General features: G+C 47.9%; 10 protein-coding genes, 6 rRNA genes and 2 riboswitches. All 16 genes read right to left on the bottom strand.

The window, feature by feature from the left end:
- Positions 1-103 precede the first annotated feature (103 nt).
- The gene (locus RH061_RS01655) at positions 104-1,561 is read right to left on the bottom strand and encodes an IS1182 family transposase (RefSeq protein ID WP_311070855.1); all 1,458 of its coding nucleotides are present in this window, start codon (positions 1,559-1,561) and stop codon (positions 104-106) included.
- 320 nt (positions 1,562-1,881) lie between these two features.
- Positions 1,882-1,997, bottom strand: a 5S ribosomal RNA gene (gene rrf, locus RH061_RS01650).
- 76 nt (positions 1,998-2,073) lie between these two features.
- Positions 2,074-5,008: ribosomal RNA gene (locus tag RH061_RS01645) — 23S ribosomal RNA — on the bottom strand.
- A 207-nt stretch (positions 5,009-5,215) separates the two neighbouring features.
- A 16S ribosomal RNA gene (locus RH061_RS01640) occupies positions 5,216-6,765 on the bottom strand.
- Between the two features lie 320 nt (positions 6,766-7,085).
- Positions 7,086-7,201, bottom strand: a 5S ribosomal RNA gene (gene rrf / locus RH061_RS01635).
- A gap of 82 nt (positions 7,202-7,283) precedes the next feature.
- Positions 7,284-10,218: ribosomal RNA gene (locus RH061_RS01630) — 23S ribosomal RNA — on the bottom strand.
- Positions 10,219-10,424: 206 nt separating this feature from the next.
- Positions 10,425-11,974, bottom strand: a 16S ribosomal RNA gene (locus RH061_RS01625).
- The 16S, 23S and 5S rRNA genes sit together here, the layout of an rRNA operon.
- Before the next feature lie 369 nt (positions 11,975-12,343).
- Positions 12,344-14,416, bottom strand: coding sequence for a glucose-specific PTS transporter subunit IIBC (ptsG, locus tag RH061_RS01620; protein WP_311073451.1), 2,073 nt, complete (start codon positions 14,414-14,416; stop codon positions 12,344-12,346).
- Positions 14,417-14,596: 180 nt separating this feature from the next.
- Entirely contained in the window at positions 14,597-15,439 is an 843-nt protein-coding gene (gene glcT, locus RH061_RS01615; protein WP_311073450.1) for a glucose PTS transporter transcription antiterminator GlcT, read from the bottom strand.
- A 135-nt stretch (positions 15,440-15,574) separates the two neighbouring features.
- Positions 15,575-16,906 carry an NCS2 family permease gene (locus RH061_RS01610; RefSeq protein ID WP_311073448.1) on the bottom strand — a complete coding sequence of 444 codons (1,332 nt, stop codon included), beginning with the start codon at positions 16,904-16,906 and terminating at the stop codon, positions 15,575-15,577.
- A gap of 128 nt (positions 16,907-17,034) precedes the next feature.
- A riboswitch (purine riboswitch) is annotated at positions 17,035-17,136 on the bottom strand.
- Between the two features lie 87 nt (positions 17,137-17,223).
- Positions 17,224-18,771, bottom strand: a complete 1,548-nt coding sequence (gene guaA / locus RH061_RS01605) for a glutamine-hydrolyzing GMP synthase (RefSeq protein ID WP_311073447.1) — start codon at positions 18,769-18,771, stop codon at positions 17,224-17,226.
- Between the two features lie 411 nt (positions 18,772-19,182).
- Positions 19,183-19,284, bottom strand: a riboswitch (purine riboswitch).
- Between the two features lie 31 nt (positions 19,285-19,315).
- Entirely contained in the window at positions 19,316-21,532 is a 2,217-nt protein-coding gene (locus RH061_RS01600; RefSeq protein ID WP_311073445.1) for a transglutaminase TgpA family protein, read from the bottom strand.
- Entirely contained in the window at positions 21,529-22,746 is a 1,218-nt protein-coding gene (locus RH061_RS01595) for a DUF58 domain-containing protein (RefSeq protein ID WP_311073444.1), read from the bottom strand. Before RH061_RS01595 ends, RH061_RS01600 begins: the two co-directional genes overlap by 4 nt.
- Before the next feature lies 1 nt (position 22,747).
- Positions 22,748-23,701 (bottom strand): AAA family ATPase, encoded by a 954-nt coding sequence (locus tag RH061_RS01590; protein WP_311073443.1) that lies wholly within the window; start codon positions 23,699-23,701, stop codon positions 22,748-22,750.
- A 217-nt stretch (positions 23,702-23,918) separates the two neighbouring features.
- Positions 23,919-24,293: a hypothetical protein gene (locus tag RH061_RS01585; protein ID WP_311073442.1), complete on the bottom strand. Its 375-nt coding sequence runs from the start codon at positions 24,291-24,293 to the stop codon at positions 23,919-23,921.
- A 202-nt stretch (positions 24,294-24,495) separates the two neighbouring features.
- The gene (locus tag RH061_RS01580; RefSeq protein WP_311073440.1) at positions 24,496-25,938 is read right to left on the bottom strand and encodes an esterase/lipase family protein; all 1,443 of its coding nucleotides are present in this window, start codon (positions 25,936-25,938) and stop codon (positions 24,496-24,498) included.
- Positions 25,939-25,958 lie beyond the last annotated feature (20 nt).

Genomic DNA, 25,958 nt, shown 5'->3' with positions numbered 1-25,958 from the left:
CGATTTTTTAGATTTTCATGATAACCAAACAAAAAAGCCGATCCAACTCCATATTTTTGGAATTGAATCGGCTTTTTTTCCAGTTTCTTGTCCCCTTTGGCCTCTATTGTTGCCCTTTCAGTTTTAAAATTCTTTTTAAATTGACCGTGAAAATGGCCATGGCGCCTTGCATTTCCATGCCAATTAGACCCGAGGATGTGGCTACATCATACCCGTGTCTGTGTTTCAACTCGCTATTCTTCGCTTCAATCTTATAGCGCTCCTTGGACTTCTGCTTAAAGTATTCACTTTCCTGAAACTCTGCCTGGTCTAGGTGTTCAGTTGACTTCAAGGAAACAGAATACGTCTTACTTTTCGCACCTTCTTTATAACAGCCTTCCCTTAAGGGGCAACGCTTGCACTTATCAATATCAAAATAATAGGTATCTACCTGGTTCGTTCCAGTGTTTTTCTTTCCGGTTCGAGCCTTTCTGATTGCGAGGTGTCCTGCTTTACAGACATACATCCCAGCGTCCTTATTAAATTCGAATTCGTCTTCCTTTGAGCGGAATCCCTGGGTAACACTTGGATTCAATTTTGCGACCAAGTTTATTTTGTTTGTTTTACTGTACTTAATATTGTCTTTTTCTGAATACGCCGCATCGCCGATCACAGTCTCAACCTGTATACCTGCGTCTTCGCTTTTCTCAATAAGAGTTTGAAGTTGCTTGCCATCGTTTTTCTCGCCTGTCGTAATGACAGCTGCCGTTATGATTCGTTCCTCGCTCATTGCCAGGTGGGTCTTGTATCCAAAGAAAGAGGAATCTGCCGTCTTGTGTCCCACTTTCGCATCATGATCCTTTGAGCATTTGATCTGTTCAAGGTCATCTGCGACCGTCTCTTTCAATAAGTTAAGCTGTTCTTTTACTACCGGGTATTGAATCAGGGTCTCTTCCTTTTCAATCACTTCAATGAGTTTCTGTGAATAGGCAATTTCATCCTCCAACACATCAGTCTTTGTCTTGGAAGGAAATTTGGATTTCATGGATTCATCGATTTGGTAAATTGCCTTCCTTAGCTTCTTGGAACGCTCCATCAGAACTTCTTTCGGTTTCATCTGATTATAACGGGCTTTTGTATGAGTGGCATCGACAATAATGGATTTGCTTTTGATGATCTCTTTTTCTAAAGCAATCTCCACCGTTTTATTAATAAGCAGATCCAGGAGGTTAATATCCTTTAACCTCAATTTACGGAATTTGGTCAGGGAGCTCGGGTCTATAACTTCCTCTTCTGGAGTCATATCCAGAAAATATTTGAACGACATATCATACTTCGAACGATCAACAATATCCACGTCCGAAAGGTCATGGATGGTTTTTAATAATAGATATTTGAACATGCGAATGGGATCGATTGCGTTCCTGCCGTTATCAAGGCAATACTTATCCTTGAGCTCTTCATAAACAAAGGTAAAGTCAACCAGATCATTAATCTGACGCAACATATTATCCTTTGGCACGATAAGGTCATAGAGACCCATATAAGGACTTAGTTTGATTGATTGTTGCATTGACATCATTGGAACCACCCATTTCAGCTAAATTAATTCTATTATAAAATAAAAACCGCCCAAATCCCTTAAAAAAGTCAGGATTTGAACGGTTTATAGTTTGTCTAAATAAGGTTTAGTAGCACTAGGTTGATTGGAACGGAAGGTGCGTAGACTCCTGCGGGATCAGCGGGACAGGTGAGACCCCGCAGGCGCTTTAGCGCTGAGGAGGCTCACCGCACGCCCCGCGGAAAGCGAAGCAACCTGGAGTGGAAATCAACCGGTCCTATTTAACAAGCTATCCAGTGGGGACTTTTTCAGTGGCCTCCCATTTAGCTGTTCTTTTTTTTGCCCGGCGGCGTCCTACTCTCACAGGGGGAAACCCCCAACTACCATCGGCGCTGAGAAGCTTAACTTCCGTGTTCGGTATGGGAACGGGTGTGACCTTCTCGCCATCGCCACCAGACTATTTGGTTTGAGGTTTTATTCCCTCAAAACTAGATAATGTGTAAGAAGAATTTCAAGAAGAACGAATGATCAATTTGGTTAAGTCCTCGAACGATTAGTATCAGTCAGCTCCACACGTCACCGCGCTTCCACCTCTGACCTATCAACCTGATCATCTTTCAGGGTTCTTACTAGCTTGCGCTATGGGAAATCTCATCTTGAGGGGGGCTTCATGCTTAGATGCTTTCAGCACTTATCCCGTCCGCACATAGCTACCCAGCGATGCCTTTGGCAAGACAACTGGTACACCAGCGGTGCGTCCATCCCGGTCCTCTCGTACTAAGGACAGCTCCTCTCAAATTTCCTGCGCCCACGACGGATAGGGACCGAACTGTCTCACGACGTTCTGAACCCAGCTCGCGTACCGCTTTAATGGGCGAACAGCCCAACCCTTGGGACCGACTACAGCCCCAGGATGCGATGAGCCGACATCGAGGTGCCAAACCTCCCCGTCGATGTGGACTCTTGGGGGAGATAAGCCTGTTATCCCCGGGGTAGCTTTTATCCGTTGAGCGATGGCCCTTCCATGCGGAACCACCGGATCACTAAGCCCGACTTTCGTCCCTGCTCGACTTGTAGGTCTCGCAGTCAAGCTCCCTTGTGCCTTTACACTCTGCGAATGATTTCCAACCATTCTGAGGGAACCTTTGGGCGCCTCCGTTACTCTTTAGGAGGCGACCGCCCCAGTCAAACTGCCCACCTGACACTGTCTCCCGCCCCGATCAGGGGCGCGGGTTAGAATTTCAATACAGCCAGGGTAGTATCCCACCGACGCCTCCACCGAAGCTGGCGCTCCGGTTTCTCAGGCTCCTACCTATCCTGTACAAGCTGTACCAAAATTCAATATCAGGCTACAGTAAAGCTCCACGGGGTCTTTCCGTCCTGTCGCGGGTAACCTGCATCTTCACAGGTACTATAATTTCACCGAGTCTCTCGTTGAGACAGTGCCCAGATCGTTACGCCTTTCGTGCGGGTCGGAACTTACCCGACAAGGAATTTCGCTACCTTAGGACCGTTATAGTTACGGCCGCCGTTTACTGGGGCTTCGATTCAGAGCTTCGCGTGAGCTAACCCCTCCTCTTAACCTTCCAGCACCGGGCAGGCGTCAGCCCCTATACTTCGCCTTGCGGCTTCGCAGAGACCTGTGTTTTTGCTAAACAGTCGCCTGGGCCTATTCACTGCGGCTCATCCGGGCTATTCACCCAAATGAGCACCCCTTCTCCCGAAGTTACGGGGTCATTTTGCCGAGTTCCTTAACGAGAGTTCTCTCGCTCACCTTAGGATTCTCTCCTCGCCTACCTGTGTCGGTTTGCGGTACGGGCACCATTTATCTCGCTAGAGGCTTTTCTTGGCAGTGTGGAATCAGGAACTTCGGTACTATATTTCCCTCGCTGTCACAGCTCAGCCTTCACGCAAGCGGGATTTGCCTCACTTGCAGCCTAACTGCTTAGACGCGCATATCCAACAGCGCGCTTACCCTATCCTCCTGCGTCCCCCCGTCGCTCAAACGATAAAGAGGTGGTACAGGAATATCAACCTGTTGTCCATCGCCTACGCCTTTCGGCCTCGGCTTAGGTCCCGACTAACCCTGAGAGGACGAGCCTTCCTCAGGAAACCTTAGGCATTCGGTGGATGGGATTCTCACCCATCTTTCGCTACTCATACCGGCATTCTCACTTCTAAGCGCTCCACCAGTCCTTACGGTCTGACTTCAACGCCCTTAGAACGCTCTCCTACCACTGACATCTAAGATGTCAATCCACAGCTTCGGTGATACGTTTAGCCCCGGTACATTTTCGGCGCAGAGTCACTCGACCAGTGAGCTATTACGCACTCTTTAAATGGTGGCTGCTTCTAAGCCAACATCCTGGTTGTCTAAGCAACTCCACATCCTTTTCCACTTAACGTATACTTTGGGACCTTAGCTGGTGGTCTGGGCTGTTTCCCTTTTGACTACGGATCTTATCACTCGCAGTCTGACTCCCACGGATAAGTCTTTGGCATTCGGAGTTTGTCTGAATTCGGTAACCCGATGAGGGCCCCTAGTCCAAACAGTGCTCTACCTCCAAGACTCTTACAACGTGAGGCTAGCCCTAAAGCTATTTCGGAGAGAACCAGCTATCTCCAAGTTCGATTGGAATTTCTCCGCTACCCACACCTCATCCCCGCACTTTTCAACGTGCGTGGGTTCGGGCCTCCAGTTGGTGTTACCCAACCTTCACCCTGGACATGGGTAGATCACCTGGTTTCGGGTCTACGACCACATACTCATTCGCCCTATTCAGACTCGCTTTCGCTGCGGCTCCGTCTTCTCAACTTAACCTTGCATGTAATCGTAACTCGCCGGTTCATTCTACAAAAGGCACGCCATCACCCATGAACGGGCTCTGACTACTTGTAGGCACACGGTTTCAGGATCTCTTTCACTCCCCTTCCGGGGTGCTTTTCACCTTTCCCTCACGGTACTGGTTCACTATCGGTCACTAGGGAGTATTTAGCCTTGGGAGATGGTCCTCCCAGCTTCCGACGGGATTTCACGTGTCCCGCCGTACTCAGGATCCACTCAGGAGGGAACGAAGTTTCAACTACAGGGTTTTTACCTTCTCTGACGGGCCTTTCCAGACCACTTCATCTACCCCGTTCCTTTGTAACTCCATGTAGAGTGTCCTACAACCCCAAGAGGCAAGCCTCTTGGTTTGGGCTATGTCCCGTTTCGCTCGCCGCTACTCAGGGAATCGCGTTTGCTTTCTCTTCCTCCGGGTACTTAGATGTTTCAGTTCCCCGGGTCTGCCTTCAATACCCTATGTATTCAGGTAAAGATACTGTTCCATTACGAACAGTGGGTTTCCCCATTCGGAAATCTCCGGATCAAAGCTTACTTACAGCTCCCCGAAGCATATCGGTGTTAGTCCCGTCCTTCATCGGCTCCTAGTGCCAAGGCATCCACCGTGCGCCCTTTCTAACTTAACCTAAAAGGTCATTTCTCTAATTTAATAGAGAGAAAACTAAAATGGCGATCACTCGGTTTTTCTTGGTTCTTCTTACTTACGATTATCTAGTTTTCAAGGAACAAAAAAGCTTTGAGGCAATTGCTCCCTCAAAACTAAACAAACAAGCTAGTCAACAGTACGAATCGTAAGATTCGCATTCCGGTTGCCATTACGGCAATATCCTTAGAAAGGAGGTGATCCAGCCGCACCTTCCGATACGGCTACCTTGTTACGACTTCACCCCAATCATCTGTCCCACCTTAGGCGGCTGGCTCCAAAAGGTTACCCCACCGACTTCGGGTGTTACAAACTCTCGTGGTGTGACGGGCGGTGTGTACAAGGCCCGGGAACGTATTCACCGCGGCATGCTGATCCGCGATTACTAGCGATTCCGGCTTCATGCAGGCGAGTTGCAGCCTGCAATCCGAACTGAGAATGGATTTATGGGATTGGCTCGACCTCGCGGCTTCGCGACCCTTTGTTCCATCCATTGTAGCACGTGTGTAGCCCAGGTCATAAGGGGCATGATGATTTGACGTCATCCCCACCTTCCTCCGGTTTGTCACCGGCAGTCACCTTAGAGTGCCCAACTGAATGCTGGCAACTAAGATCAAGGGTTGCGCTCGTTGCGGGACTTAACCCAACATCTCACGACACGAGCTGACGACAACCATGCACCACCTGTCACTCTGTCCCCCGAAGGGGAACGCCCTATCTCTAGGGTTGTCAGAGGATGTCAAGACCTGGTAAGGTTCTTCGCGTTGCTTCGAATTAAACCACATGCTCCACCGCTTGTGCGGGCCCCCGTCAATTCCTTTGAGTTTCAGCCTTGCGGCCGTACTCCCCAGGCGGAGTGCTTAATGCGTTTGCTGCAGCACTAAAGGGCGGAAACCCTCTAACACTTAGCACTCATCGTTTACGGCGTGGACTACCAGGGTATCTAATCCTGTTCGCTCCCCACGCTTTCGCGCCTCAGCGTCAGTTACAGACCAGAGAGCCGCCTTCGCCACTGGTGTTCCTCCACATCTCTACGCATTTCACCGCTACACGTGGAATTCCGCTCTCCTCTTCTGCACTCAAGTTCCCCAGTTTCCAATGACCCTCCCCGGTTGAGCCGGGGGCTTTCACATCAGACTTAAGGAACCGCCTGCGCGCGCTTTACGCCCAATAATTCCGGACAACGCTTGCCACCTACGTATTACCGCGGCTGCTGGCACGTAGTTAGCCGTGGCTTTCTGGTCAGGTACCGTCAAGGTACCGGCAGTTACTCCGGTACTTGTTCTTCCCTGACAACAGAACTTTACGACCCGAAGGCCTTCATCGTTCACGCGGCGTTGCTCCGTCAGACTTTCGTCCATTGCGGAAGATTCCCTACTGCTGCCTCCCGTAGGAGTCTGGGCCGTGTCTCAGTCCCAGTGTGGCCGATCACCCTCTCAGGTCGGCTACGCATCGTTGCCTTGGTGAGCCGTTACCTCACCAACTAGCTAATGCGCCGCGGGCCCATCTGTAAGTGACAGCCGAAACCGTCTTTCAGCTTTCCCTCATGTGAGGGAAAGGATTATCCGGTATTAGCTCCGGTTTCCCGAAGTTATCCCAGTCTTACAGGCAGGTTGCCCACGTGTTACTCACCCGTCCGCCGCTGATCTTCAAAAGCAAGCTAATGAAGATCCGCTCGACTTGCATGTATTAGGCACGCCGCCAGCGTTCGTCCTGAGCCAGGATCAAACTCTCCAAGAAAGAGTTATGAGTTAGCTCATAAAGTTAAAACGTTGGCTCATGATCTTCTATAATAGAAGCCATGAAAATTTATTGTTTGTTGACGCTTGTTTGTTTAGTTTTCAAAGAACAATTTATGTTGTCGTTCAAATGACAACTTTTATATCTTATCACCTTTGAACCAGCTCGTCAACACTTATTTTCGAAAGTCTTTTTAAACAATCGATCAAGTGAGCTGAGTTACTATAATAACACCTGAGGTGTTACCTAACAACCAGCAATAACTGGAAAAGAATGATATAGGGATTAAAAAAGACAGGGATCAAAATCTCTGTCTTTTCGCCCGGCGGCGTCCTACTCTCACAGGGGGAAACCCCCAACTACCATCGGCGCTGAGAAGCTTAACTTCCGTGTTCGGTATGGGAACGGGTGTGACCTTCTCGCCATCGCCACCAGACTATTTGATTGGAAGGAAAGTATTTATTCCTTCAAAACTAGATAATGTTGTAAGAAGAATTCAAGAAGAACGAATGATCAATTTGGTTAAGTCCTCGAACGATTAGTATCAGTCAGCTCCACACGTCACCGCGCTTCCACCTCTGACCTATCAACCTGATCATCTTTCAGGGTTCTTACTAGCTTGCGCTATGGGAAATCTCATCTTGAGGGGGGCTTCATGCTTAGATGCTTTCAGCACTTATCCCGTCCGCACATAGCTACCCAGCGATGCCTTTGGCAAGACAACTGGTACACCAGCGGTGCGTCCATCCCGGTCCTCTCGTACTAAGGACAGCTCCTCTCAAATTTCCTGCGCCCACGACGGATAGGGACCGAACTGTCTCACGACGTTCTGAACCCAGCTCGCGTACCGCTTTAATGGGCGAACAGCCCAACCCTTGGGACCGACTACAGCCCCAGGATGCGATGAGCCGACATCGAGGTGCCAAACCTCCCCGTCGATGTGGACTCTTGGGGGAGATAAGCCTGTTATCCCCGGGGTAGCTTTTATCCGTTGAGCGATGGCCCTTCCATGCGGAACCACCGGATCACTAAGCCCGACTTTCGTCCCTGCTCGACTTGTAGGTCTCGCAGTCAAGCTCCCTTGTGCCTTTACACTCTGCGAATGATTTCCAACCATTCTGAGGGAACCTTTGGGCGCCTCCGTTACTCTTTAGGAGGCGACCGCCCCAGTCAAACTGCCCACCTGACACTGTCTCCCGCCCCGATCAGGGGCGCGGGTTAGAATTTCAATACAGCCAGGGTAGTATCCCACCGACGCCTCCACCGAAGCTGGCGCTCCGGTTTCTCAGGCTCCTACCTATCCTGTACAAGCTGTACCAAAATTCAATATCAGGCTACAGTAAAGCTCCACGGGGTCTTTCCGTCCTGTCGCGGGTAACCTGCATCTTCACAGGTACTATAATTTCACCGAGTCTCTCGTTGAGACAGTGCCCAGATCGTTACGCCTTTCGTGCGGGTCGGAACTTACCCGACAAGGAATTTCGCTACCTTAGGACCGTTATAGTTACGGCCGCCGTTTACTGGGGCTTCGATTCAGAGCTTCGCGTGAGCTAACCCCTCCTCTTAACCTTCCAGCACCGGGCAGGCGTCAGCCCCTATACTTCGCCTTGCGGCTTCGCAGAGACCTGTGTTTTTGCTAAACAGTCGCCTGGGCCTATTCACTGCGGCTCATCCGGGCTATTCACCCAAATGAGCACCCCTTCTCCCGAAGTTACGGGGTCATTTTGCCGAGTTCCTTAACGAGAGTTCTCTCGCTCACCTTAGGATTCTCTCCTCGCCTACCTGTGTCGGTTTGCGGTACGGGCACCATTTATCTCGCTAGAGGCTTTTCTTGGCAGTGTGGAATCAGGAACTTCGGTACTATATTTCCCTCGCTGTCACAGCTCAGCCTTCACGCAAGCGGGATTTGCCTCACTTGCAGCCTAACTGCTTAGACGCGCATATCCAACAGCGCGCTTACCCTATCCTCCTGCGTCCCCCCGTCGCTCAAACGATAAAGAGGTGGTACAGGAATATCAACCTGTTGTCCATCGCCTACGCCTTTCGGCCTCGGCTTAGGTCCCGACTAACCCTGAGAGGACGAGCCTTCCTCAGGAAACCTTAGGCATTCGGTGGATGGGATTCTCACCCATCTTTCGCTACTCATACCGGCATTCTCACTTCTAAGCGCTCCACCAGTCCTTACGGTCTGACTTCAACGCCCTTAGAACGCTCTCCTACCACTGACATCTAAGATGTCAATCCACAGCTTCGGTGATACGTTTAGCCCCGGTACATTTTCGGCGCAGAGTCACTCGACCAGTGAGCTATTACGCACTCTTTAAATGGTGGCTGCTTCTAAGCCAACATCCTGGTTGTCTAAGCAACTCCACATCCTTTTCCACTTAACGTATACTTTGGGACCTTAGCTGGTGGTCTGGGCTGTTTCCCTTTTGACTACGGATCTTATCACTCGCAGTCTGACTCCCACGGATAAGTCTTTGGCATTCGGAGTTTGTCTGAATTCGGTAACCCGATGAGGGCCCCTAGTCCAAACAGTGCTCTACCTCCAAGACTCTTACAACGTGAGGCTAGCCCTAAAGCTATTTCGGAGAGAACCAGCTATCTCCAAGTTCGATTGGAATTTCTCCGCTACCCACACCTCATCCCCGCACTTTTCAACGTGCGTGGGTTCGGGCCTCCAGTTGGTGTTACCCAACCTTCACCCTGGACATGGGTAGATCACCTGGTTTCGGGTCTACGACCACATACTCATTCGCCCTATTCAGACTCGCTTTCGCTGCGGCTCCGTCTTCTCAACTTAACCTTGCATGTAATCGTAACTCGCCGGTTCATTCTACAAAAGGCACGCCATCACCCATGAACGGGCTCTGACTACTTGTAGGCACACGGTTTCAGGATCTCTTTCACTCCCCTTCCGGGGTGCTTTTCACCTTTCCCTCACGGTACTGGTTCACTATCGGTCACTAGGGAGTATTTAGCCTTGGGAGATGGTCCTCCCAGCTTCCGACGGGATTTCACGTGTCCCGCCGTACTCAGGATCCACTCAGGAGGGAACGAAGTTTCAACTACAGGGTTTTTACCTTCTCTGACGGGCCTTTCCAGACCACTTCATCTACCCCGTTCCTTTGTAACTCCATGTAGAGTGTCCTACAACCCCAAGAGGCAAGCCTCTTGGTTTGGGCTATGTCCCGTTTCGCTCGCCGCTACTCAGGGAATCGCGTTTGCTTTCTCTTCCTCCGGGTACTTAGATGTTTCAGTTCCCCGGGTCTGCCTTCAATACCCTATGTATTCAGGTAAAGATACTGTTCCATTACGAACAGTGGGTTTCCCCATTCGGAAATCTCCGGATCAAAGCTTACTTACAGCTCCCCGAAGCATATCGGTGTTAGTCCCGTCCTTCATCGGCTCCTAGTGCCAAGGCATCCACCGTGCGCCCTTTCTAACTTAACCTAAAAGGTCATTTCTCTATTGAATAGAGAGAAAACTAAAATGGCGATCACTCGGTTTTTCTTGGTTCTTCTTACTTACGATTATCTAGTTTTCAAGGAACAAAAAAGCTTTGAGGCAATTGCTCCCTCAAAACTAAACAAACAAGCTAGTCAACAGTACGAATCGTAAGATTCGCATTCCGGTTGCCATTACGGCAATATCCTTAGAAAGGAGGTGATCCAGCCGCACCTTCCGATACGGCTACCTTGTTACGACTTCACCCCAATCATCTGTCCCACCTTAGGCGGCTGGCTCCAAAAGGTTACCCCACCGACTTCGGGTGTTACAAACTCTCGTGGTGTGACGGGCGGTGTGTACAAGGCCCGGGAACGTATTCACCGCGGCATGCTGATCCGCGATTACTAGCGATTCCGGCTTCATGCAGGCGAGTTGCAGCCTGCAATCCGAACTGAGAATGGATTTATGGGATTGGCTCGACCTCGCGGCTTCGCGACCCTTTGTTCCATCCATTGTAGCACGTGTGTAGCCCAGGTCATAAGGGGCATGATGATTTGACGTCATCCCCACCTTCCTCCGGTTTGTCACCGGCAGTCACCTTAGAGTGCCCAACTGAATGCTGGCAACTAAGATCAAGGGTTGCGCTCGTTGCGGGACTTAACCCAACATCTCACGACACGAGCTGACGACAACCATGCACCACCTGTCACTCTGTCCCCCGAAGGGGAACGCCCTATCTCTAGGGTTGTCAGAGGATGTCAAGACCTGGTAAGGTTCTTCGCGTTGCTTCGAATTAAACCACATGCTCCACCGCTTGTGCGGGCCCCCGTCAATTCCTTTGAGTTTCAGCCTTGCGGCCGTACTCCCCAGGCGGAGTGCTTAATGCGTTTGCTGCAGCACTAAAGGGCGGAAACCCTCTAACACTTAGCACTCATCGTTTACGGCGTGGACTACCAGGGTATCTAATCCTGTTCGCTCCCCACGCTTTCGCGCCTCAGCGTCAGTTACAGACCAGAGAGCCGCCTTCGCCACTGGTGTTCCTCCACATCTCTACGCATTTCACCGCTACACGTGGAATTCCGCTCTCCTCTTCTGCACTCAAGTTCCCCAGTTTCCAATGACCCTCCCCGGTTGAGCCGGGGGCTTTCACATCAGACTTAAGGAACCGCCTGCGCGCGCTTTACGCCCAATAATTCCGGACAACGCTTGCCACCTACGTATTACCGCGGCTGCTGGCACGTAGTTAGCCGTGGCTTTCTGGTCAGGTACCGTCAAGGTACCGGCAGTTACTCCGGTACTTGTTCTTCCCTGACAACAGAGCTTTACGACCCGAAGGCCTTCATCGCTCACGCGGCGTTGCTCCGTCAGACTTTCGTCCATTGCGGAAGATTCCCTACTGCTGCCTCCCGTAGGAGTCTGGGCCGTGTCTCAGTCCCAGTGTGGCCGATCACCCTCTCAGGTCGGCTACGCATCGTTGCCTTGGTGAGCCGTTACCTCACCAACTAGCTAATGCGCCGCGGGCCCATCTGTAAGTGACAGCCGAAACCGTCTTTCAGCTTTCCCTCATGTGAGGGAAAGGATTATCCGGTATTAGCTCCGGTTTCCCGAAGTTATCCCAGTCTTACAGGCAGGTTGCCCACGTGTTACTCACCCGTCCGCCGCTGATCTTCAAAAGCAAGCTAATGAAGATCCGCTCGACTTGCATGTATTAGGCACGCCGCCAGCGTTCGTCCTGAGCCAGGATCAAACTCTCCAAGAAAGAGTTATGAGTTAGCTCATAAAGTTAAAACGTTGGCTCATGATCTTCTATAATAGAAGCCATGAAAATTTATTGTTTGTTGACGCTTGTTTGTTTAGTTTTCAAAGAGCAAATCATGCGCGCCGCTCAGAAGCGACTTTAATAATTTATCACATCACAGCGTTGAATGTCAACAACAAATTTCGAATTAATTTTTTCATTTTCAAAATGTTGTTAACCTGTTCGCGACTGTTTCTATATACTATCACCGGACATGCCCAGAGTCAACCTGTTTAAACCTTGAAAAAATTGGGAAATAAACCCGACGTTCTACTTTCTTCTATATAAAAACAGCCAGCCTCCGCAAAGGAGACTGGCTGCTACTGTAACTTATTTAGAAATCTTGATGATATTCTCGTCTTTCACATCCACATTGCCTTTTTTATTAATGACAATGCTCTCGCCTTCCGAAAGGTTCGTGAAAACAATCGGAGTGATGATGGATGTTGCATTTTCCTTGATGTAATCAAGATCTACTTTTAATAACGGCTGTCCTTTTGTGACTGTATCATTTTCAGAAACAAGCGTTTCAAATCCTTGTCCCTTCAGATTAACTGTGTCAATACCAACATGAATGAGGATTTCCCGTCCAGAATCAGACAGAATTCCAATCGCATGCTTTGTTGGGAACAAGTTTACGATCTTTCCGTCTACAGGTGATACAACTGTACCTTCAGCAGGAACAATGGCAAAACCGTCACCCATCATCTTGCCTGAGAAGACTTGGTCAGGTACTTCAGTAATTGGCAAGATTTCACCTTTAATAGGAGAAACAAATACATCTGCACTTGCATCTGCATGATGCGTCTGCAATGCTTCTGGATTTACTTCTTCAATTTGCTGTTCAACTTCTGTTGCTTGGTTCGTTTCGACCGGACGAGGTCTTTTACCATTCATGATATCTCTCATCTGACCTTTGATTGTCTCAGATCGCGGCCCGAAAATTGCCTGGATGTTGTTGCCGACTTCAAGTACACCAGCTGCACCAAGCTTTTTCAAACGGTCTTTGTCAACATTCTTAATGTCATTTACTGAAACACGAAGTCTTGTGATACATGCATCAAGATGAGCGATGTTTTCTTTGCCGCCCATTGCCTCAAGGACTTCATATGGAAGGTCACTAGTTTGACCTTTTGCTGCGCCTTCTTCCTGATCTTCTTCAACTTCTTCACGGCCTGGTGTCATTAAGTTAAACTTGCGGATCGCGAAACGGAATCCGAAGTAGTAAATGACCGCGAACACTAAACCTACAGGGATAACAATCCACGCATTTGTCTGCGGGTTGATCAGACCGAACAGAATATAGTCAATCAGACCACCTGAGAATGTCATCCCGATTTTTACATCTAAAAGGTGCATAGTCATAAAGGATAGACCTGCAAAGATTGCATGAACTCCAAATAGTACTGGTGCTACGAACAGGAATGAGAACTCTAGCGGTTCTGTGATACCTGTCAGGAATGATGTCAACGCTGCAGATACCATCAAACCGCCGACAACTACTTTTCTTTCCGGACGTGCTTCGTGGTAAATCGCTAATGCTGCTGCTGGAAGTCCAAACATCATGAATGGGAATTTACCAGTCATGAACGTACCAGCAGTCAGGTCTTGTACGTTGTCCCCAATTTGAGCCATGAAGATACGCTGGTCACCGCGGACCACATCGCCAGCCAATGTAGTATATTGGCCGAACTCATACCAGAATGGTGAATAGAAGATATGGTGCAATCCGAATGGAATCAATGAACGTTCAACCACACCAAAGATAAATGCTGATAGTGTTAAGTTTGCGTGTACCATGTTTTGCGAAAATGCGTTCAAGCCAGTTTGGATTGGAGGCCAAATGACAAGCATCGCTAAGCCAAGCAGGATTGCTGTTCCCGCTGTAATGATCGGGACGAAACGCTTACCTGCGAAAAAGCCAAGATAGGATGGCAATTCGATTTCAAAGAACTTATTGTAAAGAGCAGCGGCTAATATACCAACGATGATACCGCCGAATACACCCGTTTGCAGGGTTGGGATACCAAGGATGTTTTGATAGTTAAGTCCATTTACATCCTCTGGAGTGATTTGAAGAACAGTACCCATTGTCACATTCATGATCAGGTACCCGATGATCGCCGCAAGACCGGCTACACCTTCACCGCCAGCTAGACCAACGGCAACACCGACCGCGAACAAGAGCGGAAGGTTTCCGAAGACAACGTCCCCGGCCTTTTGCATGACAGCAGCTACCATATCGACGCCGCTGTTATCTAAAAATGGAGCAAGCTCCAGCAAAGCAGGGTTGCGAAGCGCAGCACCAAGAGCAAGCAAAATACCCGCAGCTGGCAATAGTGCAACTGGAAGCATTAGCGCTTTACCTACTTTTTGAAGTACACCAAAAGCTTTCTTTAACATAGGAAGACCTCCTGTAATTTTTTCTCCTAAAGCGGTTACAAACAATAAAAAAACAAATAAAAAAAGGCATGAGAAAGATGTAGTGAAAGAAGCATACGGATATATTACCCATAAAACTCCATTTCAATTACATTCTTTACTCATGCCTGATCGAATCAGTAACACGTAAAAAATAAATGCCTATTTACCTTTTTTCTGAAGCCTTTGCAGATGCATCGTCAGATACACGGCTTCAGCATCGAATACTTGTTTTTTCAAGGTCTGCTGCATCACTTTAATGAGTTTCCACGAAAGATTGTAACACAGAGGATATTCTTCTTTCAAGAGGTCTACAAATTTTTCTGGCTCCTCTACTTTTTCGCCATTATTGACCCTTTCGATAGTGAATCGTATATGGCGCACTAGCCTTGTATAGTCAATGCCTTCTTTATCGATGACGATATCCAGGTTTTCCTCAATCATCTGTACCAGTTTTGTCACAAGCTGTGAGTGTTTGTTCACATCAGACAGATTCCGGTTCATTACGGCACTATGGATATGAAGGGCAACGAAGCCGATTTCCCCATCAGGAAGTTCAACCCCGGACTTCTCTTTAATCAGCTGCACAACTTCCTTCGCGATTTCAAATTCGGTCGGATACAGCGTCTTGGTTTCCACCAAAAATGGATTCTTGAATTCCATCCCTTTTGCAATCCTGTTGACCGCAAACATTAAGTGATCGGTCAATGCAACATGGATATGTTCGTTCAACTGGCTGGATGTCCGTTTTTTGATTAATTCAATAGCAGAAATGATCGCCTCATGCAGATCATTTTCAACAAAAGGCAAAAGCTTGATGTAATTTGCCTGCTCCTTTTCATCCTTCAGGACAAACATCTTCTCCGCTTGTCCCTCTTCCAGCCTATCTCCCTTTTTCCGGTTGAAGCCGATGCCCTTGCCAATCAGGATGACTTCCCCGAACATTGGATGATCAGCAATCAAGACATTATTATTCAAACCCTTTTTCACTTCGATTTTGTCCATGCTGTGTCCCCGTTTCAGCTTGTTCTATGGGAATATCGTATAAAAGGAAGATTTATAAGTCAATCCGGAGTATTCTGTATCACTGTTCAATTTTTGGCAAAAAAAAAATCCAGCGTAAGCCGCTGGACCTCCCTGCTATTCTGTTAAGAACACAAAGTATAGTACGAAAATAACGAAGAACAGGTACATGATTGGATGGACATCTTTGGATTTCCCTTTTACGAGCATCGTGATTGGGTAAAAGATGAATCCTGCCGCAATCCCGGTTGCGATACTTGATGACAGTGGCATCGCGATCATTGTCAAGAATGATGGTACTGCGATTTCAAAGCGGCCCCATTCGATCTTGCCAAGTGAAGAAACCATCAGGACACCAACAATGATCAACGCCGGCGCAGTCACTGCTGAGGTGACCACGGAAAGCAGCGGGAAAAAGAATAGCGATAATAGGAAGAATCCTGCTGTCACTAGTGAAGCAAATCCACTTCTGGCACCTGATGCTACACCTGCCGATGATTCGATATAGGAAGTGGTGGTCGACGTACCAAAGATTGAACCGACAAGTGAAGCGATTGAGTCTGCAAACAATGCGCGGCCGGCGCGCGGAAGCTTGTTCTCTTTCATCAGCCCTGCCTGGTTGGCAACTGCCACAAGCGTGCCTGCGTTATCAAAGAAATCAACGAACAAGAATGTAAGGATAATCCCTAGCATGGTTGATGTATAGAAAGATGGATCACCAAAAGCGCTGAACACGGCACCGAAAGTTGGTGCAACACTTGGCACTGCTCCTACTACTCTTTCAGGTGTATCAATAAGATTGAAGATCATTCCGACAATTACACTAATGATGATTCCGAAGAATACGGCGCCGTGAATGCCTCTTGTCAGCATGATGACGGTAATCAGCAATCCGAATAAAGCAAGCAATGTATCGGCATTCGTCAGGTCACCAAGTCCAACAAGTGTTGCTGGATTATCGACGATGATCCCCGCATTTTTCAAACCAATGAATGTGATGAACAAACCGATCCCTGCCCCAACCGCATGCTTTAACTCAACGGGGATGGCATTGATTAATTTTTCGCGCCAGCCCGAGATCGTCAGAATCAAGAAGAATACACTTGAAATGAAGACTGCTGCAAGCGCGTGCTGCCATGGAGCACCGTGGCTTAGAACGACTGTGTAAGCAAAGAATGCATTCAGGCCCATTCCCGGAGCTAGGGCGATCGGGTACTTACCAATCAAGCCCATGATGATGGAACCCACTGCTGCCGCAAGTGCTGTCGCCACAAAGACCGCACCGGCATCCATCCTCAATGATTCCGGCAGATCCTGTATGTCTGCCAGCGTAAGAATATTTGGATTTACAATCAGGATGTAAGCCATGGCAAGGAAAGTGGTCATTCCCCCAATGAATTCACGACGATAGTTCGTGCCAAGCTTCTCAAACTCGAAATACTTCTTCATTTTTCATTTCCCCCTGAATCGTTTTCAGGAAATACGGCCAAAAAGAAAAACGCCTCGGATACCGGGCGTTGACTAAGGCAATAACAGAAATGATGGAGGCAATAGTTTATAAGATTGATAGATTGCCAGCCATGAATTCTATACCTCGTAGTCAAGCCATTTACGGTAGCTCGGTAGAAACTTTTGGGCCATATCCCCAAGATTATACGACGAATTATGACAAATTATTAAGTTCAGATTCATTCTAACAGGACTTTTGCCCCTAGTCAATAAAAAAACGAACATTTTCATGTTCGTTTTTAAAATCGTTCGTGTTTTTATTCCCACTCGATGGTTGCTGGCGGTTTGCTGGTAATATCATAAACGACGCGGTTAATGTGGTCCACCTCATTGACGATCCTTGTGGAGATGACTTCAAGGACATCCCATGGGATCCTTGCCCAGTCTGACGTCATCCCATCGATGGACGTGACTGCACGAATTCCGATTGTGTAATCATAAGTCCTGGCATCACCCATGACACCAACGCTGCGGATATCAGGCAGCACGGTAAAATACTGCCAGATGTCACGGTCCAGTCCGGCTTTCTTGATTTCTTCCCGCAGGATAGCATCTGATTCGCGAACAATCTCCAGCTTTTCTTCCGTAATGGCACCAAGGACACGGATACCGAGACCTGGCCCAGGGAATGGCTGGCGCCAAACGATTTCATCCGGCATGCCAAGCTCGGTACCAAGCGCACGGACTTCATCCTTGAATAATGTATTCAATGGCTCGATCAATTTGAACTGCATATCCTCAGGCAGCCCGCCCACATTATGATGAGACTTGATTGTCTGTGCTGTCGCCGTACCGCTTTCAATAATATCGGTATACAATGTTCCTTGTGCCAGAAACTCAATGCCTTCGAGTTTTTCGGCTTCATCGTCAAATACATAGATGAACTCATTGCCAATGATTTTACGCTTCTGCTCAGGGTCGGAAACTCCCTCAAGCTTGCTCATGAAACGTTCCTTCGCATCGACTTTGATGACATTCATATTGAAGCCGTCAGCTAAATTTTTCATGACGCCTTCCGCTTCATCTTTTCGCAGCAAACCGTGATCGACGAAGATGCAAGTCAGCTGGTCACCGATTGCTTTGTGGATCAGTACTGCGACCACCGAGGAATCCACTCCCCCGCTAAGCGCGCAAAGCACTTTCTTATCACCGACCTGCTGGCGGATTTTTTCTATTTCGATTTCGATGAAGTTTTCCATCGACCAATTGCCTTCGCATTCGCAAACTTTGAATACGAAGTTTTTTAAAAGGTCATTTCCGTAAATGGAATGGCGCACTTCAGGATGGAATTGAACAGCATATAGCTTGCGGCTCTCATCGCTCATTGCCGCTATCGGGCAGGATGGATTGATGCCATCCACCGAAAAGCCTGGCGGTGACATCGTCACAAGGTCACCATGGCTCATCCAGACAACCTGTTCGCCCGGTGTGCCTTCAAATAATCTGTTCTGGTTATGCAGTGTCAGCAGCGCTTTCCCGTATTCACGGTTCTTCGCCTTCTCGACTTTGCCGCCGAAATGCATCGTCATCAGCTGCATTCCGTAGCAGATCCCTAGAATCGGCAGGCCAAGTTCAAAAATCTTCTCATCACAACGGAACGCCCCTTCATCATAGACAGAGTTCGGGCCGCCGGAGAAAATGATTCCCTTTGGATTCATCTCCTTGATTTCATCTGCCGTAATCGTATGTGGATGAAGCTCGCTGTAGACGCCAAACTCCCTGATCCTTCTCGTGATCAACTGGTTATACTGACTGCCAAAGTCTAATACAATAATTTTTTCTTGATCTTGCAGCTCGGTTTTCATAAAGTCACCTCATTATAAAATAGGAACGCGGAAACTTCCGTATGCAGAAGGTTATGTAGATAGTATAGGTTGCACCCGCGTTTTTTAAATAAAAAGCTCTGTTAAATTTGACTGTTGATTTTCGTTCCAGGCGCTTTGCTTTCCGCGGGGCAGTCGGGGAGCCTCCTCGGCGCTTTATGCGCCTGCGGGGCCTCCCCATGACTTGCTCATCCCGCAGGACATTGATTGAACTTCCTCGAACTTGCCCACGCACGATGGAAATGCGTTAGGATTTTCGGAGGAGTCTACGCGCCTTCCACTACAATCAACAGAGCTTTAAGACAACTTTGGGCTTTAACAGAGCCAAATAAAAAAAGCCAGAATCCTGCCACCTAAAATAATAGGAAAGCAGGATTCCAGCCTGTTACGAACAAAAAAGAAGCCTGCCTTCATAGTCAAATCATTTCCGGTGATTTGGTAGATACTTTCGAACCATATTATCGAGGATATATGAAGGTTGATTCTATATAGTTGCAAACATTGTATCAGTATAATATTTTAACGGTCAAGCACTAACTTTCCGAATCATGAACTCCCAATACTTTTTCGCATCCTGCCAGATGTTTTCATCCTGATCGCCACGGTATAGGTACTCTTCATACTTTTCTGTGAGCCAGCGCATCTCGTTCGTCGAGAAGAAGGAATCCACATAATTGGCATAATCGCGCAGTGTCTGTCCGTTCTCTCTCTTGATGCCGTATCTTCCCAGCTGCTTCAATAGGGCAATATAGGCCTTCTCCATATACTTATTTTGCTTCGTATACTTGTAGAGAAGGATATAAAAGATAGGAAGCCATCTTCCTCTTACTTTATACATGATCCCAGCAAACACAGCCAGTACGAGTAATGTGAGTAGAATCTTTTGCAGGTTATCCTTCAGGAACACTCCTGCATTTTTCAGGCCTTCTGAAAAAGTGACCTCTGGCTTATCAACCGCTCCCTGCTCTTCTGGCAGTTCCGGCTTCACCGGAGCAGCAGGAGTTGTATCTTCCTCCTTTTCCTGCTCTGTCTGGCTTTGAGAGTCATTGCTATTGTCATATTCAAATTGGACGTTATTTGTAAAACCTTGCGTCGGCTCAAAAGGCACCCAGCCGACACCAGGGAAATAACCCTCTACCCAGGAGTGGGCGTTGTTGTTTGTGACCTCATAAAGACGGCGGCCATTCTCCAAGGTATCGATATATTCCCCTTCTGTATAACCCTTTACCCATCGCGCTGGAATGCCAATGGAGCGCATCATCACAACCATTGATGTAGAAAAGTTGTCGCAGTAGCCGCGCTTTGTTTCAAAAAGGAATTGGTCGACATAATCCTGATCCTCATCCGGGACTGCAACATTTGTTTGATCATAGACAAATTCGTTCGACCGGAAATACTTTTCAATCGCCTGTGCTTTTTCAAGCCAGGTCTCTTTATCTTTTGTGATTTCCTCAGCAAGCTCCACTACCCGATCCGGTAGCCCTTCTGGTATCTGAGTGTATTTCGAGACGAAGGCTCCATCGGATACCAGCTCTTCAGGTCCAGCACCTTTTAGCTTTTCCACACTGTATACCGGATGATCAAAAGTCAGTGAGTACGGCCCAAAGGAACCCTCTTGTCCATCAGCAATCGTCATGATCTTTTCGGTTGCCGGATCAAGGCTGAATTGGAGGGTTGAAAGGCCTGCAGATGCCTCCACTTGTTTAACCCCCAATGGATAGACAAGGTGCGGATAACCAATCTTTGGGTTCACCCTGCTCGTACGCTGTTCCGTTTTGACCTCTGCTTCGAAAGGCTCCATCGGGATGGTCTGCTCAGGTAAAAATTCAACTGGCGCGGCTGTCCCGGTGTCTGCTATCCACCCTTTTCCTGTATAGACATCTTTGGTCTCGATCCGCCAGTAGTGGCGTCCATCGGCTTCAGCAGTAAACACGACCCGGTCGTCTCCGATGAACGGTCCTCCAAGTGCGGAATCATCCGTTCCATAGCCGACTTTTTTCACACCGCCGCTGCCATCGCCTGAGTCTTCATTATAGGAGGTGATAAACGGTACAGGATCGGGCCAAATCGGATCAGCCTTTGGAGCTGCGTAACCAACCCCCACGCTCAGCACAATCATGGCGACCAGCGGCACCATCCACTTTTTCGCGCTTTTCAGGTTCTTATTCACTACTTCCTTGTCGGTAATACGGTAATACGCCAGCATTCCCATTACCGCAAAGCCCGCAATCACCGTCCGGACGATTGCCAGATCTGCTTCATATGGAGTGAACGTATCCAGTACCGTAATATAAACGAGCGTCATGAAGAAAAACACGAAAATTTGTTTTCTGTTAATCAGCCAATATTGAATCAGGTACGCCATCAGCCAAAGCAGAATAAAGAACAATAATGTCCTGAACGCATTGGAAATTTCGGTCCACTCGGCATTCATGATGACCCCTGAATTAGCGATTACCTCATTCACCAGCTCGCCGAACCATTCCAGACTGAAAAAGGTTCCTTCATAATACATAAAATGAACGGAATACAGGATGATAATGATTTTAATGAAAGCAGATGGAAGAATGGGCATGTTGAAAAAGTACATCATCAAGGAAATGAATACGAAACCGAGAAATACGCTTAAGTGTCCAGTATCTGTCAGTTCCTTCAACGGCCGCAGCCACTCCCATAACAGCAAAAAGCTGAAAATAAACAGTAAAAAGAAAGCAAAGTCTTTTTGGGTTTTATCAATCCTCAACCTCTATTCACCTCCGAGAAGGCTTTCGAGAACTGTCCCTCATGCACCATCACAAGATGGATGCCCCTCGCATTTGCCGACGCCCTTAAGTTCTTCTCCGTATTTGTCGGTGATTCCTGACGATTTTTGATCAGGAAGATGCTCACCGAACCATTCCGCTGATTGTAGAAGGCTGCCTTTTCGATCAGCTCTTTCGTCAACTGGGCGGTGATCAGCATGATTGAATTGTTCTGCTGTGCTAAAAAGCTCTCTGTTTCAAGAACCCGGTTAAACGGGACAGGACTTTCATCCTTGATTTTAGCCAGATGGTAAAGAAGCTGTTGCTGCTGGGCTTCACCGCCGCGAGCAGGGAACGCCTTCCGTTCAGAACTCAATGTCAATAACCCCACCTGGGCGCCTTTTCGTAAGATCGCCCTGAGGACGGAAGCGGTGAAAGAAACGACAACCTCGAAGCGCGGATCTGGGGCACAATCCATCAATATGGTCACGTCATGTGACTGTCTCTGTTCGAATTCCTTCGTCATAATGTCATTCCGTCTAGCGGTCGCCTTCCAGTTGATCCATGAGAAACGGTCTCCCGGCTGGTATTCACGGACACCAATAGCCATTGACGTATCCCGCTGGACACGTTCCTTCGAAGCGGTCATTCCCTGGTCGAAATGATGTGCTGCTGGCCTATAAATCATATCCTGATAAGCAGGATACACGAGTATCTTGCTTTCGGCCGGCAGGATCTTTTCCTTTTCAATCAACCCGAGCGGATCTCCTGTTTTAAACTTGATGCCCAGCAAAGTATGTTCACCACGGGGAAGATTTTCTATGGAATAGTCAAAGCCGAATGCCCGGTTGAATCCTGGAAACAGCATCGTTTTCGCTTTTTCGATATCCCTGTTCCCCGTCAATGTATCCCCTGCCTCTTCCTCGGCAATTGCGTAAAACAATGGGAAAGACACTTTCCTATCCAGCACGACACTTGCTTTGAACTTCTCCCCTGCGTTATACTCCTGCTTCGTATACACCCTTTCTGCCTTGATGTCCTTTATCGAATACAAGGCAAGGCCCAGGGCGTAAAGAGCGAATGGCAAGAAGCTGTAAAACAGGAACCAGCTGACAAAGCCTCCCTGGAACATGGCATATGAAAAGGTAATCAGAATCAATAACAGTAAAACGATAAGTTTCCAAACCTCTTTGAACTTTTGGAAATATTTCTTCATATTACTTCACGAGCCTTTGGACCGGCACAGGCACTCTCGCCAACACCCTGTTGACGACATTCTCGGTGGTAATCCCTTCGAACCTGGCCTCCGATTTCAAAATGATCCTGTGGGCGAACACATATGGAGCAAGGTACTGGACATCATCAGGAATGACATAATCCCTTCCATAAATAAACGCATAAGCCTGGGCTGCTTTCATCAAAGCAATTGATCCACGAGGGCTCACACCAAGGTATACACTTGAATGGCCTCGCGTCCGGCCGGCCAGCTCCACAATGTATCGCTTGATCGTATCATCTACTACCACTTCTTTGATGCTTTGCTGCAGGTCGCGCAAATCTTCAAGTGATACAACAGGCTGCAAATCTTCGATCGGGAGATTCCGCTGCGCCCGGTTCAAAACTTCCATTTCTTCATCCGGGGCAGGATAGCCCATCTTCATTTTTAAAAGGAAACGGTCAAGCTGTGCTTCCGGCAGTGGATATGTACCCTCATAATCAATCGGGTTCTGTGTCGCCATAACGAAAAACGGCTTGCCAAGTATATGCGTCACTCCGTCCACCGTCACACTATGCTCTTCCATCCCTTCAAGCAAAGCCGACTGTGTCTTTGGAGATGTTCGGTTGATTTCATCGGCCAGAATGATATTGCCCATGATTGGCCCTGGCCTGAATTCAAACTCCATCTCTTTCGGGTTGTAAATCGAAACCCCTGTTACATCAGATGGCAACAGGTCTGGTGTGAATTGAATCCTCCTGAATTTTGCACTCACGGATTTCGCCAGCGCGCGGACCATCATCGTCTTGCCGACACCCGGCACGTCCTCAAGGAGCACATGTCCTCCAGCAAGCAGCGCAATCAAGCTTAGCTCAGCCACATTGCGCTTTCCCGTCATAACCTTATCAATATTCCCCAGTATTCTTTCGACTGTTGGATTCATCTGATTCCTCATCGGAAATTTCCCCCTTAAATCTATTTATCTACGTAAAACCATTGCTTTTTTACTCCAATAAGTCTATATTCGCTATTTTCTTTCAAACTCCTGTTATATGTATGATGAAAATATTGCCGCTTAGTAATAGACGGGGGTTTTGATAGGAATGTTTCACCAAAAATAAAAAAACGGTCTCTTATCGAGAAACCGTCAGTACTTGAACCTTTTACTCTATTTAACTTGCAGCCTTCGGGATCGCTCCCATACCTTCCAGGATGATTCTCGCATCCATATTCAAATAGGCTTCAATATCATGCCGCATAAACAGAAGCGTGTGATCCTTGATCACCACTTTCAAGCTCCTTAAGTCAAACTTTGATGCATAGTTGTTCACTGCATTGATGACTGCCATGTCTTTTCTGGTCAGAGGCTGTTGTCCTGCCTCCATCCGCTTCGTCAAAAACTCAAGCAATTCTCTCGCATTTGATTTTAAACGGCTGCGATTCTCATTCAGGATGTCAATGTTCGCTTCCATGTACATTCTTGCGGCAGCAAAATCGAGTTCCTCGACACAATTGTTGATCCTGGCAATCAAATCCAAAACATGCATTACTTTCTCCTCCTGGTGTACAAACTCTGCCTACCTTTTATATCGGCCGGCGTTCATGCCACTCCATCTTTTATGTAAAAATTAGTAAATATGTCTTACAGCCAGTGATTGATTATAGGCAGAACAGGCTATTAAAAAGTAGTATTGGTCACTGTTAAAACGATAAGCAGCAGCTGGCTTTCACCAGCCGCCACCTTCTTACTTATCTTTGTGTCTTTCCATTTTCATCAACATAAATGGATTCGATGATGGTCCGTTCAAATGCCTTACCTTTAGCGTCCACTCCTGTGATTTCTGTAGTGAGGTTGTAAACCCCAGGCTCGGTGAAATCACCATCGAGGACCTTTCCAGCTTTCGAGCCTTTTCCGGCTTCTTTTAACTTCTTTTTGCCAACATGTTCATATTTGATCCACTTTGTTTTATATGAAGCCTTCACCTTTTGATTCTTGGCATTTTTCAATTCAGCATCAAGCGGACTGTCAATGCCGACTACCAGCATATATGCCGCGGCTGGGCCAGTTACCATCCATTTCCCTGCCTCTGGCTTATCGATCTTAAAGGTATGGACCCAGGCACCTTTAAAGAATTCACCATTATCCTGTTCGACTTTTGCTGCCTTGTACTCCTGGCCATCTGGCCCCTTCAGTTTAAGCGAACCCAGTTTCTTTTCACTGAGGAATGCCATCTGGAAGCTTTCTGCTCCGTCCTCGATCACGAAGCCTTCTTTGATGGCTTTTTCCGCTTTGCCGCCTTTGACAATCTGGTTTGTCTCAGGCTCTTGTTCTGTCATTACCCCCGCTGCCGAGAATGCATTCGAACCAGCAGTCTGTTCTGACATTGTATACGGCTTGAATACCGAAAAAGTATGTGAGCCTTCGCGGATGGTCGTATGGTTCCAGGCGCCTTCCCGGATGATTGTTCCACCTGGCAAGCGGGAGCTGGAGACTGTGACGACACCGTCATTAGAGCCGTAACTGCTTAAATATAGGCCTCCCCAGTATAAAGCGCTGCCGAATGAGCCCCATTTATAACCGCCTAGTGTGTAGTAGCGGTTCTTTGCAGAGTTTGCATGGGTATCGGTAACACTCCGGAAATAGCTCATATTCCCCGTCTGCAGAGAGCGAGTGGCATCATTATTGTTTCCTAGCAATGCTGCAAGCCACCAGGCAGAACTGCTGTGGGCCAGGTCTGACAGCTGGGTGCCATGATGTGGTGAAGAAAGAGTGATGACATTGGAAACATACTGGTGTGCGCCATAGTGTACGAGCGCAGTTTGTGTATCCACGCCGCCTTTACTATGGCCAACCACCACTAGCTTCTTGTTACCGAAATACTCATAGATTTGCCTTAGCTTCCCAGCCAGCATTGCTCCGTTTTCCCACATATCCTTTTCCGGATACAAATCAATGAATGCGGTCTGATATCCATTCGCCCGGGCGGTCTCATACATATCATTGCCATCCCACCAGACTGAAGCTGAACTGTTGTATCCATGAATGAAGACGATCGGCGCCTTTGCCGGATCTACCCATGAAGGGTCAGTTCCCAGATACCACGTTCCCGGAACTCCCGAGGAACCATCTCCCAAATCACCGGCTCTTGCCCCAACAGGAACCATCAGCAATAAAACCATTAATAATGACATAATCCTTTTGCTCCTTCTCA

The organism is Mesobacillus jeotgali (assembly GCF_031759225.1).
In the GTDB taxonomy this organism is placed as follows: domain Bacteria; phylum Bacillota; class Bacilli; order Bacillales; family Cytobacillaceae; genus Mesobacillus; species Mesobacillus jeotgali_B.
Note: the sequence above shows the minus strand (reverse complement) of the source record. Positions and strands in the feature narration are given on the sequence as shown.